1 protein-coding gene (only partly in view) is annotated in these 15,056 nt (G+C 51.5%); it reads right to left on the bottom strand.

Going from position 1 to position 15,056, the window contains the following annotated elements:
- Positions 1 to 13: 13 nt before the first annotated feature.
- A protein-coding gene (locus OL444_RS20345) for a non-ribosomal peptide synthase/polyketide synthase (RefSeq protein ID WP_264730169.1) crosses the window boundary here: on the bottom strand, positions 14 to 15,056 show its final stretch. 43,697 nt of this gene lie beyond the right edge of the window; the window shows 15,043 of its 58,740 coding nt (coding positions 43,698-58,740); the start codon falls outside the window, past its right edge; the stop codon is at positions 14 to 16.

The following is a 15,056-nucleotide window of genomic DNA, read 5'->3' on the forward strand; positions in this document are numbered from 1 at the left end:
GTGTTATTATCTGCTACACTGATCTGAGCATGACGGATAACAATACGTCCACATCTTCCAGTATATTGGCATGACTCTTATCATATACCTTCACTACTTTCAGCTGTTGTAAGCCATCCACTACATATTCCACATTATTAAACGGCAACTGCAATACATAGTTATTCAGCAATGCGGCCTTTTCACCCTGCCATCTCTCATCCGGTAACATCGCTTTAAACAATACGACGCTGGTATAACGGAGACTGTCGGAGATCAATTGTTTACCCAGCTGATAGTCTATCTCCATCAGTGTTTTCAGGTTATTTACGTCTTCCCGGATAGCGGCTTCCCTGTTCAGCAATTTGCTGAGTTCTTCATCCAGTCCTGCTTTCAGCGACAACAACCGGGTGTCGCCATCATTCAGGATGGTATCGAGCAGGTATACCGTTATATTTTTCACGCCCCTGGCTTCCAGCAGCACCGCTATTTCCATAGCCAGCTGTCCGCCCAGCGACCAACCCAACAGATGATAGGCGGCGTCTTCGCGGGGTGGCTGCACTTCATCGATGCAGGCCAGGTAGTAGGCCGCCAACCGGTTCAGGTCAGCGATCTTGTCGGCATGATGCAGGTTGTAGGAGTCGATACCATAGCAGCAATAGTCTGATTGCAGGCTTTCTGCCAGCCCGGTATACACCTCACATCCGCTGCCACCGGGATGGATCATAAACATATTTTCCTGGTCTGTTGTCTTATTCAGTTTTACCACCAGCTTGCCTTTATATTCCCCTTTGCTGATGTGGGCAGCTAATGGCCGGATAGCCTTGTGCATAAAGACGTCTGCTATTTTAATGCTGGTTTGCAGCTGTTGATTTATTTTTCTTACCAGCTGAATAGCCAGGATACTACTGCCTCCCAGGCGGAAGAAATCATCTTCCACACTGATCTGCTCAGCCGGTATACCCAATACGTCTTCGAACACTTTACATAGCCGCAGCTCTGTTTCGTTTTCAGGCGCCAGGTAGGTATGCTTCGCCGTAAACACCGGTTCCGGCAGCAAACGGCGGTCAATTTTCCCGTTGGTATTTAATGCCAGCACGGGTTGATACACCAATACCGCCGGCACCATATAATCCGGCAGGTGCTCACCCAGGTAGTGCAGCAAGGCCTGTTCATCCGGTTGTGCCTCTGCAGCATAATAACCCGCCAGGTATTTGCCGGTACCGGCAGCCTGTTCTTTCGCTACTACAATGGCTTGTTTGATACCTGGATAAGCCAGCAGGCGGGTTTCAATTTCGCCCGGTTCAATGCGGTAGCCGCGGATCTTCACCTGGAAATCATTCCGGCTGATATATTCAATGTTACCATCTCCCAGGTATTTTACCAGGTCGCCGGTTTTGTATAACCTGTTGTTGCCGGCATGTTGTTTTCCGGCCGCAGAGAGGAATGGATGGGCAATAAAACGTTGTTCGGTCAGGGCCGGCTGATGCAGGTATCCGCGTGCTACGCCGGCGCCGCCCAGGTACAGCTCTCCTATTGCCCCCACAGGTACCGGATGCAGGTAGCGATCCAGTACGTAAGCGGTAGTATTCGCAATCGGACGACCAATGGCAATGGTGCCGGATGCCGTCACCAGCTGGTGATTGCACAGGAACGAGGTGGCATAGGTGGTACACTCCGTAGGCCCGTATACGTGCGTCAGCTGTATGGCAGGATGTTGTTCCAGGAAGCGCGTTACATGCTGCAGGGATACCTGTTCTCCACCAAACAGTATCTGTCGTACCTGTTGCAGACCGTCCGGCGCCTCTTCTGTCAGGGCATTAAATAATGCGGTCGTCACAAAGAATACCGATACCTGGTGGGCATGCATCAATGCATTCAACCGGTTCATATCGAGTAAGGCCTCTTTCACCGGAATCACCAGGGTAGCTCCATTTAACAAGGCGCCGAAAATATCAAACACTGATCCGTCAAACGAGAAATTAGACAAACTCAATAGGGTATCGGAAGTGTCTATTGTTACATAGTCTGTACCCTTCACCAGCCGCGCTACACTGTGGTGTTCCACCATCACGCCTTTTGGCTGCCCGGTAGTACCACTGGTATAAATCACGTACGCCAGGTGATGTGCAGCACAGGTGCTCGCTACGTTGGTACGCGGATAAGCAGCCGACAGGATATGTTGCCACAGCCTTTCATCCAGGCAGGCTACCGGCAGGTTCACTTCCTGCATACAGGTTGCCAGCACAGGTGCTGCAATAGTATCTGTCAATACCACTTTGGCGCCGGTATCGGCCAGGATATAGGTCACCCGGTCTTCCGGATAGGCCGTATCCACCGGCACATAAGCGCCACCGGATTTCAGGATGGCCAGGATAGTGATCAGCATATCGGCAGATCTCTCCATGTAGAGCGCTACCCGGTCATCCGGTTGGATATGATAGGTTGCCTGCAGATAAGCTGCCAGCTGATTGGCCCTTTCATTCAGCTCCCGGTAGGTGAAGGATTGTCCTTCATATACGACGGCCGGTTGATCCGGCGTAGCGGCTACCTGCGCTTCAAACAGCTGTGGGATAGTTTGTTCGGAAGGATAGGATTGTACCGTATCATTCCATTGATGTATCATTTTGGTAAACAGCGGCTGATCCAGGTAATGCAGATCGGCCACGGTACGGTGATGCTGCCGGCTGGATTTGAGTGCCGCCAGCTGACTGAGGATGGTTTTAAAGGTGGCAATAAAGGACCGGATAGTAGCCGCTTCAAACAAGGCAGTGGCATAATTGAATACGCCTTTTATCACCTCTCCGCTGTCGTCCAGTGTGGTGGTAAGATCGAACTTAGCTACCGGCCCGCTGTTGCTGCGTTGATACGCTTCAAACAACTGCGGCACCGGCGCAACGGCCTGGCCGAAATGCTGTACGCTGAACATCACCTGGAACAACGGATGACGGGAAGTATCCGGCACAGGCTCCAGTTCACTCACCAGTTTTTCAAATGGCAAATCCTGGTGCAGCTGTGCTTCCACCACGGAATGTCCTACCTGGCGGATGAAATCCACCAGCGACACGGCCGGATCGATTTGCTCCCGCAACACCAATGAATTCACAAAGAACCCGATCAGGTCCGTGATTTCCCGGTGATGACGGTTCGCCACCGGACTACCCACGATAATATCCGACTGATTGCTATAGCTACGTAACAGCAGGTAGTAACCACTCAGCAATAAGCTGAACATACTTACTTCCAGGTCTTTGGCCACCGCCCTCAGCTCTTCACTCAGCTTACGGGTCAGTTCAAAGGAGAGGTCTGCTCCGGCATAGCTCACCCGGGCTGGTCTTACCTTATCTACCGGCAAATGCAGTTGTTCATAACCGGTTAGTTTATTTTTCCAGTAAGATAATTGTTTGTCCAGCACCACGCCACTCAGGAAATTCCTTTGCCAGCGCGCAAAATCTTTATACTGAATCTTCAACGCGGGTAAAGTGGCCGGTTGTGTGGCAATGCCTTCTCCCGATAAGCGGGCTTCATAATAGGCATAATAATGATGCAGCTCCCGTAACAGGATGTCAGCAGACCAGCCATCAAAAGCAATATGATGTAAAACGATACTCAGGTAACGTTCTGCTGCCCGTTGTTTTTTATGCCGCGTATACAGTTTTACCTGCACCGGAAATTCTTCTTCCAGCCGGAACACGTGCCCTACCGATGTTTGCAGCGCTTCCGCCAGTCCTTTGGCGGAAAATACATCCAGCATTTCCACCGGTAAAGGCGTTACACGGTCATCGATCACCAGCTGATAACCATTACCATCAGCCGAAGTTTTGATCAGACTCCGGAGTACTTCATGCCGGTGTACCACCGCTCTCACGGCCAGCAGCAGGCTGTCTGCATTAACAGCCGGCATCAGTTTGAGGACGATCGGCACATTGTAGGCATTACTACCACCTTCATAAGCTTCAATAAACCACAGGCGTTCCTGGGCAAAAGATAACCACTGTAATTCCGGATGGGATACTTCCACCGGCAGCATGTTTACTTCTTCTGCAGCGCCGGTATGCAGCTGTGCCGCAATATTCCGGATGGTTCTGCCGGCAAAGATGGCCGGCACCCGGATCTGGCTGTCCAGCTGTTTATTAATCAGGCTTACCAGGCGGATGGCCAGGATGCTGCTACCTCCCAACCGGAAGAAATCATCTTCCACGCCGATCTGCGCTACAGGTACGCCCAGTACTTCTCCATAGATTTCACATAAGCGTGTTTCGGTGTCATTCTGCGGCGCCAGATACCGGCCATCGGCTGTCAGCACCGGTTCCGGTAAGGCCCGGCGGTCTACTTTGCCATTGGCATTCAATGGTAATTCCGGCAGATGCACCAATACCGCTGGTATCATATAATCCGGCAGATAACCACCCAGATAAGCCAGTAATTCCTGCTGGGGTATCGCTGCCGCCGCCGCATAATAACCGGCCAGGTATTTACCGCCGCCGTTACTGCGTTCTTTCGCCAGTACAATGGCCTGTTTCACACCCGGACAAGCAGACAACCGGCTTTCAATTTCACCCAGTTCAATGCGGAAGCCGCGGATCTTCACCTGGAAATCATTACGGCCCACATATTCAATATTGCCATCTGCGAGATAACGCACGAGGTCACCTGTTTTATACAGGCGGTCATTCGTGTGATGTTGTATATCTTCCGCAGTACGGAATGGATTTGCTATAAACCGCTGTGCTGTAAGGGCCGGCTGATACAGGTATCCGCGTGCCACACCGGCGCCGCCCAGATACAGTTCTCCGATCGCACCTGCCGGCAGCGGATGCAGCTGACTGTCCAGTACATAAGCCGTTGTATTGGCAATGGGGCGGCCAATGGCAATGGTACCCGATGCGGCTACCATCTGACCGTTACACTGGAAAGCCGTTGCATAGGTGGTACATTCCGTAGGCCCATACATATGTGTCAGCTGTACCGCCGGATAAGCAGCCAGGAAACGGGTAACATGCTGCAACGACACCTGCTCTCCACCGAATAAAATCTGCCGCACCTGTTTCAATCCGGATGGCGCTTCTTCTACCAGCGTATTGAACAAGGCGGTCGTAATAAAGAATACGGTAACCCCGCCGGCATACAGCAACTGATCCAGTTTGCTGATGTCGAGCATCACTTCTTTTTCCGGGATGATGAAAGTAGCGCCATTCAGCAAAGCACCAAAAATATCAAACACCGATGCATCGAACGAGAAGCTGGACATACTCAACAGCTTATCCTCCGGCGTGATCGTGATATAGTCCGTATTTTTCACGAGGCGGTTTACACTGCGATGTGCTACCATTACACCTTTCGGCTGACCGGTAGTACCGCTGGTATAAATCACATAGGCAAGATGATGTGCCTCACAGGCGGTAGCCGGATTCGTTTTCGGATAGGCGTTGGTGATAGTAATGTGCCAGGCTGTGGTGTCTACATTATCAATAATCACGGCGCTATCAGCTGTCAGTGCTTGCAGTGCGGCTGCATAACTATTGCCCGTCAGTACTACCCGGGTCCGCGTATCAGCAATGATATAGGCGATTCTGTCTTCCGGCCAGGAAGTATCCAGTGGTACATAAGCTCCACCAGCTTTGAGCACGGCCAGAATGCTAATCAGCATACCGGCAGATTTATCCAGGTAGATGCCCACCAGGTCATCCGGTCTGATATCATAGGTAGCTTTCAGGTAGGCTGCCAGCTGGTTCACGCTTTCATTCAGTTCGCGGTAAGTCAGCTGTTGTTCTTCCCCTATCAGCGCAATCTTGTCGGGCGTTGCGGCTACCTGTGCTTCAAACAGCTGTACAATGGTTTGGTCTGCCGGGTAGGTCGCAGCTGTATCATTCCATTCGTGTACTATTTTATGTAACTGCTGCGGATGCAGGTACTGCAGGTCACCGATCCGGCAGGCCGCGCCACTGCGTTTCAGCGTAGCAAGCGTGCTTAAGACCGACAAATAAGTATCTACATAACCCGCCATGGTACCTGGTTCAAACAAGGCAGTCGCATAGTTGAACATACCACGGATGGTTTCTCCGCTGTCGTCCAGGGTAGCCGTCAGATCAAACTTGGCGACTTCGTGTCCGGCAGCATTGGCATACGGCGCAAACAAGCGGTTGAGTGGCGCGGCATCGCTGCCAAACTGCTGTACGCTGAACATTACCTGGAAGAGCGGATGCCGCGATGTATCTGCCGGTAGCTGCAGTTCTCCCACTAATTTTTCAAACGGCAGATCCTGATGCAATTGTGCCGTTACCACGGAGGCACCTACCTGCCGGATAAAATCAATCAGTGACTGATCCGGACTGAGTTGTTCCCGCAATGCCCAGGTATTGACAAAGAAACCGATCATGCCTTCTACTTCTCTGTGATGCCGGTTGGCCACAGGGCTACCTACGATGATATCTGATTGATTGGCATAACAACGCAACAGTAAGTAGTAACCACTGAGCAGCAGGCTAAACATACTTACCTCCAGGTCTCTGGCCACTGCTCTCAGGGCATCGCTCACATTTTTATCCAGCGCAAATACGACATTATCGCCGGCATAATTTACCTGTGCCGGCCGTACCTTATCGGTAGGCAGGTGCAGGATTTCATAACCTGCCAGCTTTTCTTTCCAGTAAGCCAGTTGTGCATCCAATACAGCACCGGTCAGGTAATTCCGTTGCCAGCTGGCAAAGTCGCGGTATTGTATTTCCAGTGGCGGCAATAGCTCTCCTGCGGCAGTACCCGCCTGTAATGCTTCATAGTGGGCATAGTGTGCATACAGTTCTTTGATCAGGATGTCTGTAGACCAGCCATCGAAAGCAATGTGGTGGAATACGATACTCACATAATGTATTGCTTCACCAGCAGTATGATGCAGGGTATACAGCTGTACCTGTACCGGATAGGCGGTGGCCAGCTGGAAGATGTGCCGGGCAGCTTGTTGTATGGCTGCTTCCAGTTCTTCGGTCGTATATACGTGTACGTGTGCAACCGGTAAAGGGTATTCCACATCATCGCATACCAGCTGATAACCGTTGCCTTCCGCCGTAGTACGGATCACACTGCGCAGCACTTCGTGCCGGTGTACAATGGAACGGATGGCAAACAACAGTCCATCGGTTTGTGTTTCCGGTTGCAGTTGCAGCACAACCGGAATGTTATAGGCATTGGTACCTCCTTCAAAGGTTTCAATAAACCATAAACGTTCCTGCGCAAAGGACAACAGCTGCAACTCCGGCGCTACAACGGCCGCACGGGTAATGCGGATAGCCGTATCCGTTACGGTATGTAGTTGCGCCGCCAGCCGGCGGATGGTTCTGCCGGTAAATATTTCCAATACCCGCATCCGGGTATCCAGTCTTTTATTGAGGAGACTCACCAGGCGAATAGCCAGCATACTGTTACCGCCCAGGCGGAAGAAATCATCCAGTACACCGATTTCCGTTGCCGGCACACCTAATACTTCACTATAAATGGCACATAAAGCAGCTTCGGTATCATTGGCGGGCGCCTCATAAGGCGTGGTGTCTGCAAACAGCGGATCGGGCAATGCCTGCCGGTTCAGTTTACCATTTACCGTCATGGGCATTTCCGGCAACTGCATCAATACGGCGGGCAACATATACTCCGGCAGACAGGCAGCCAGATAAGCCTGTACGTCGCTTTCTGCCACTGGTGTAGCGGCGGCGAAGTAAGCCGCCAGGTATTTGCCATTGCCGCTAGCTTGCTCCCTTGCTACCACTACCGCCTGTTGAATACCCGGATAGGCAGCCAGGCGGTTTTCTATTTCGCCCAGTTCAATCCGGTATCCGCGGATCTTTACCTGGAAGTCGTTACGGCCGATATAAGCCAGTGAGCCATCCGGCAGGTATTTCACCAGGTCGCCGGTTTTATAGATCCGGCTATTGGCGCCTGTCGCTTTTTCTTCCGTTGTCTGGAAAGGATTATCGATAAAACGTTCCCCCGTTAACGTGGGTCGGTTCCAGTAACCTCTTGCCACACCGGCACCGCCGATATATAACTCTCCGATAGCGCCTGCCGGCACCGGTTTTAACCGGGCATCCAGTACATACACCGAGGTATTGGCGATCGGGCGACCAATATGTACGTTATAATGATCTGCCGTGTTCAGCTGATTCAATGACCATACCGTAGTTTCTGTGGGTCCGTATACATTCAGCACCCAGGCTACCTGTGCGGAAGAGAATATTCTGTTCAGTAACTCGCGGGTAATGGCTTCTCCTCCTACAAACAGTTTCAATGCAGGATTATTGAACCGGATCTGATCCAAACCGGCTGATAACAATCCTGGTGTTAACTGAATGAAGGTATATTTACTGGTGTCGATATCCAGCCATTTATTATCCGACAATTCAATAAATCCGCCGCTGATCAGGGGCAACCCATATTCCAGGCCCCAGATATCAAATACATAACTGGTGACAGATAAAGTATGGATGGCTTCTTCCGCGCCGAAATAGGTATGCCGGTAATAATGCAGCAGGTTCACAAAAGAATGATGGGCAATCATTACCCCTTTGGGATTACCGGTAGTGCCACTGGTATAGATGACATAATTGAGGTGATCCGGTGCAGCTGTGTGAACCGGGTTCATATTATGATAGTCTGCCGCCAGTTTTTCCTGCAGGGATATATTGTCCATATACACCGGTGTGGCCGTTGATCCTGTCATGAGTGTGGCCAGCGTATCTGCATATTTTTCATTGGTCAGTACAATACGTGTATCCGTATCTGTTAGGATATACTGTACCCGGTCTGCCGGGAATGCCGGATCTACCGGTACATAGGCGCCGCCTGTTTTCAATATCGCGATCACGGCGATCAGCATATAGGCGGAGCGGTCTGTATAGATGGCGATGAGGTCATCCGGCCGGATATCCCAATTGGCGCTGAGGTAAGCGGCCAGGCGGTTACTGCGTTCATTCAGTTCCCAATAGGTCAGCTGTTCCGTTCCGCTGATAACGGCTATATTATCCGGTGTACGCGCCACCTGTGCTTCAAACAGCTCGCGGAACGTGGTGGTTGCCGGATAAAACGCCGATGTAGCGTTGCGCTCGTAGATAATATCTGTGTAGTGTGCCGGATTGAGGTAATTGATATCGCTCACTTTCAGCGCACGCTTACGCGATTGTCCGATAGCCGCCAGCTGCTGCAGAATAACCCGGTAGGTATCCATATAGGCGGTAATGGTAGCGGCATCAAATAAAGCCGTTGCATAGTTAAACACCCCATTGATACCATCGGCGCTGTCGTCGAGGGTAACCGACAAATCGAACTTGGCGGCCACCGCAGGTTCTCCGGCCTGATAAGGCGCAAATAACGGATGCTGCACGGGCTGCTCCTGTCCGAAATGCTGTACACTAAACAGCACCTGGAATATCGGATGACGGGAAGTATCCGGTATCACTTCCAGCTCACTCACCAGTTTTTCGAAAGGTAAATCCTGGTGGAGCTGCGCTGCAATGACTACGGCGCCTACCTGCCGGATAAAGTCTGTCACCGGCTGGTCTGCGGTGATCTCTACCCGGAGCGCAAGACTATTCACGAAACAGCCGATCATATCGGTAAGCCCCCGATAATGCCGGTTTGCAACCGGACTACCAATCACCAGATCGGTCTGACTGCTGTAACTATGTAACAACAGGTAATAACCGCTGAGCATTAAGCTGTACATACTTACTTCCAGCTCTTTGGCCACTGCCCGTAATGCATCGCTGGTCACTTTGTCCAGTTTAAACAGGCTATCTGCACCGGCATACTGAATCAGTGCCGGCCTTTCTCTATCTGTAGGCAGGTTCAGTGGCACATAATCCGAGAGCTGTGTTTTCCAGAAAGACAGTTGTCTTTCCAGTACCTCACCTGAGAGGTACGAACGTTGCCATGCGGCAAAATCCTTGTATTGCAGCGGCAGCGCCGGCAGGGTGTATTGAGCAGCACGCAGGGTATCTCCTGCTGCCTGTGCTTCGAAGCCGGCGTAATGTTGCCCCAGTTCCCGCAGCAAAATATCGGATGACCAACCATCAAAGGCAATGTGGTGCAAGACTAATCCCAGATAATGGGTGGTATGGTCGCCTTCCTGCAGGATGTAGAGCTGCGCCTGCAGCGGATATTCTTCCGCCAGGTTAAACCTGTGAGCAGCCGCAGCGAGGATCGCTGCCTCCAGTTGCTGCCGGGTAAACACTTCCTGTTGTACTACCGGGAATGCCCCTACGTTATCGCCTACCTGCTGGTAAGCGGTACCAGCTGCACTGCTTCGGATATAACTGCGCAGGATTTCATGCCGTTGTACCACTTCCTGTAATGCGGCGATCAGCCATGCAACCTGGGTGGCAGGCAGCAGCTGCAATACCACCGGAATATTATAGGCACTGCTGCCACCTTCATATGCTTCAATAAACCATAACCGTTCCTGCGCAAAAGATAACCATTGCTCTTCCGGCCGGGACACTACCGGTGCTGTGATCACTACTTCTTCACTGGTACTGGTAAACAGGCGTGCAGCCAGTTCCCGGATCGTTCTGCTGGTGAAAATCACCGACACGCCGATGGTGCTGTGCAGCGCTTTGTTAATCAAACGTACCAGGCGGATGGCCAGCATACTGTTCCCTCCTAACCGGAAGAAATCATCCAGTACACTGATCTGTGCGGCAGGTAAGCCCAGCACTTCACTATAGATCGCACACAGGCGGGCTTCTGTTTCATTTTCCGGCGCCGCGTAATGTACCGTATCGGTAAATATCGGGTCCGGCAAGGCCTTGTGGTCTACTTTACCATTGACGGTCAGGGGTATCGTTTCCAAAGGCACCAGTACCGCAGGTACCATATAGTCCGGCAGGCCGGCACTCATATGTTCTCGTATCTGCTCCTGTTCCAGTGAAGTGGCCGCTGTATAATAGCCAGCCAGGTATTTACCACCGGCAGCCTGTTCTTTTACCAATACAACGGCTTGTTTCACACCCGGATAAGCCAGCAACCGGTTTTCTATTTCACCCAGCTCAATGCGGTATCCCCTTATTTTCACCTGGGCGTCATTGCGGCCCATGTATTCCAGGTCACCACCTGGCAGGTAGCGTACCAGATCGCCGGTTTTATACAGGCGACCGTTGCGTTCCTCCTGTTTTTCTGCCGCTGTCCGGAAAGGATTGGTGATAAAACGTTCTGCGGTTAATGCCGGTAAATTCAGGTAACCGCTGGTGACACCGGCGCCGCCGATATACAGCTCCCCGATACCCCCCACGGGTACCGGTACCTGATGGGCATTTAACACATATAACGCCGTATTGGCAATAGGACGGCCGATATTGGCGGTACTACTGTTTGCCTGGTAATGATGCCAGGTCACACATACCGTTGTTTCCGTAGGTCCGTATTCGTTAATGATTTTTCCGGAGAAGGCATCTGCACTGATATCCGGTAGTTTCTCGCCTCCGGCGAAGATGAGCTGCAGTTCCGGCTGATGATCCATAAACGCAGACAAGAGTGCCGGCGGGATAAAGGAAACGGCTATACGCTGTTGTTGGATATATGCCGCCAGTTCCTCCAGCGAGGTTCTTAACCGGTTACTGTAGATATGTAAAGTATTGCCATTACACAATACCGGGAACGCTTCATATACAAAAGCATCAAATACATAGTTGGAATAACAGCCCACCTGCTCATATTTATCCAGGCTATGGGCCGGAATCAGCTCCATGATGAGATTAATAACTCCGCGATGCGGTACCATGACTCCTTTCGGCTTACCGGTCGTACCACTGGTGTAAATCACATACGCCAGATCGGTGGCGGTACTGCCGCCAGTCACCCGGGTAGCGGGGCTGGTGGCCAACATGGCCAGGAATGCAGGATCGTCTATACGCACCAAAGGTGTTGGTAAGGCAGTTAACGTGGCCGCCTGTACGCTATTGGTAAGTACCACTTTGGTACGGGTATCGGCCACAATATAGGCCAACCGGTCCTCCGGATAACCGGGGTCCATGGGTACATAGGCCCCACCGGATTTCAGTACGGCGAGAATGGCTACCAGCAGCTGTTCGGAACGATCCAGGCAAAGGGTTACCAGGTCGCCCGGGCCAATATGCCAGGTTGTTTGCAGGTAAGCTGCCAACCGGTTCGCCTGTTCATTCAGCGCGTGGTAACTCAGCTGTTGTGCTTCATATACCACGGCAATGCGATCGGGGGTTTGTTGTACCTGTTCTTCAAACAGCTGGTGAATAGTTTTTTCAGCCGGATAATTTTTCGTGGTAGCATTCCACTTCTCTATGACGGTGGTATACTGACCGGCATCCAGGTAATGCAGGTCTTGTACCCGTTTACCCGCCTGCAGCGGATTTTTCAGCGCCGCCAGTTGTGTCAGTATGATGCGGAAGGTATCACTGTAACCAGCAATGGTAGCTGCTTCAAAAAGACTGGTCGCATAATTGAACTGGCCTTTGATGGTAGCGCCGCTATCATCTATCATCACCGACAGATCAAATTTAGCCGTCTGCTGGCCGCTGTCGGGCGCATAAGGCGTCAGCAATCCATTGAAGGCCGTAGTTTCTCCCTCAAACTGTTGCAAGCTGAAAATAGTTTGGAAAACGGGGTGCCGGGAAGTATCCGGGATCAGTCCCAGTTCATCTACCAGTTTCTCAAAAGGCAGGTCCTGGTGTAACTGGGCGGCTACCACGGCTTCCCCTACCTGACGGATAAACGTTTTCAGGGATTGTTCAGCAGCTATCTGTTCCCGCAATACCAGTGTATTCACGAAGAAGCCGATCAGGCCTGTAATTTCCGCGTGATGCCGGTTGGCCACCGGTGTACCGATAACAATATCTGACTGGTTGCTGTAACTGCGCAGCAACAGGTAATAGGCACTCAGCAACAGGCTGAACATACTTACTTCCAGGTCTTTGGCCAGCGCTCTCAGGTCGGTACTGAGTGACGCTTCCAGCTCAAAGGCATGATTGGCGCCGGTATAGTCGATACGGGCAGGTCTTGCTTTATCTGCCGGCAGGTGCAGGGTTTCAAAGTCCTGTAGTTTATCTTTCCAGTAAGTCAGTTGTTTTGCCAGTACTTCACCGGTCAGGTATTCCCGCTGCCAGCGGGCAAAATCGCGGTATTGTATCTGTAATGCCGGCAGTGCATGGGTCTGTGCCCGTTGTATATCTCCGGTTGTTAATGCTTCGTAATGGTAATAACACTGCTCCAGTTCTTTCATCAGGATACCCGCTGACCAGCCATCAAAAGCAATATGGTGCAGTACAATACTCAGGTAAACTATTTCTTCCGTTGGGGTTTGCAGGCGGTATAACTTCACCTGCAGCGGATATGTTTCCGTTAAATTAAATATGCGGCTGGCATCTTCCTGTAACGCAGCCTGCAAAGCTGTTTCCTCATAGAGGATGGTGTCTGTAATCAGGAAAGGTTGCACTACATCATCTATCAGCTGTTGATAGCCCCTGCCTTCCGGCGTGGTTTTAATGAGACTGCGCAACACTTCATGCCGGTGTACTATGGTACGGAGTGCCTGTAACAGGTAGTCGGTATTGGTAGCTGCCGACAGCCGCCATACTACCGGAATGTTATAAGCGGCGCTGCCACCCTCATAGGCCTCAATAAACCATAAACGTTCCTGTGCAAAGGACAGCAACTGCTCTTCCGGATGATGGGCCACCGTCGCCATAATCTGTATGGCGGCTGGTTTTTCAGTATCGCCCAGTAACGCCGCCAGTTTACGGATGGTACGGCCGGTAAACACGGCGCCTATATTCAGGGCACTGTTCAGGTCCTGATTGATACGGCTCACCAGTCGGATGGCCAGAATGCTGTTACCACCCAGCCGGAAGAAATCATCCTCTACTCCCACCTGTTCCGGCAACAGGTTCAGGATCGTGGCATAAATGGTACGCAGGCGGTCTTCCGTAGCGGTTGCCGGCGCCACATAATTTTCTGTTCCTGTGAAAAGCGGGTCTGGCAAAGCCTGACGATCTACCTTTCCATTAACGGTAAATGGTAATGCTTCCAGGTGCATCAGCACCGATGGTATCATATAGTCCGGTAAATAATCTTCCAGATAAGCCTCCAGTTTTTCGCGGCTTACCGGGATGGCAGCTACGTAATAACCAGCCAGGTACTTGCCGCCGGTGAGCTGCTCTTTGGCGATCACCACAGCTTGTTGTATACCAGGATACGCCGCCAGCCGGTTTTCTATTTCGCCCAGTTCTATACGGTGACCGCGGATCTTCACCTGGAAGTCGTTGCGGCCCACATATTCCAGGTTACCATCCGGTAAGTATCTCACCAGATCCCCTGTTTTATACAAACGGCTGTTGACAGCCCTTATTTTTTCTGTTGCTGTCTGGAAAGGATTATCGATAAATCGTTCCCCCGTGAGCGTAGGATTGTTCAGATATCCTCTTGCTACGCCGGCGCCACCGATATAGAGTTCGCCGGTGGCCCCTACCGGTACCGGTATGCCCTGGGGATCCAGTACATATAAGGTGGTATTGGCAATCGGACGGCCTATGATACTGCTGTTGCCACTATCCCGGTAAGGATGTAATGTAGCGCAAACCGTTATTTCCGTAGGCCCGTACTCGTTAATTAAGCTACCATAGAGAGATGATATCCGGAGATCGGGTAATTTTTCTCCCCCGGTAAAGATCACCTGCAAGGCTGGCTTATAAGGCAGCAATGCCGGCAATAAGGCCGATGGTATAAACGATACCGCTATCTGATGTGCGGCAATATAAGCTGTGAGCGCATCCAGGGAAGTACGCAGCTGATCGCTGTAGAGGTACAAACTGTTCCCGTTGCACAATGCTGGGAAGGCTTCATATACAAAGGCATCAAAAACATAATTGGAGTAACAGCCTACACGGGTATGCTGATCCAGCTGGTGCACAGGAATCAGTGCTGTGATCAGGTTGATGACACCCCTGTGTTCAATCATCACGCCTTTAGGCTGGCCGGTGGTACCGCTGGTATAGATCACATAAGCCAGGTCTGTGGCACGGCTGGCCGGTACCGGATTTTCGGCCGAATAAGCGGCCAGTATC

This window comes from Chitinophaga nivalis, from assembly GCF_025989125.1.
Lineage (GTDB): Bacteria > Bacteroidota > Bacteroidia > Chitinophagales > Chitinophagaceae > Chitinophaga > Chitinophaga nivalis.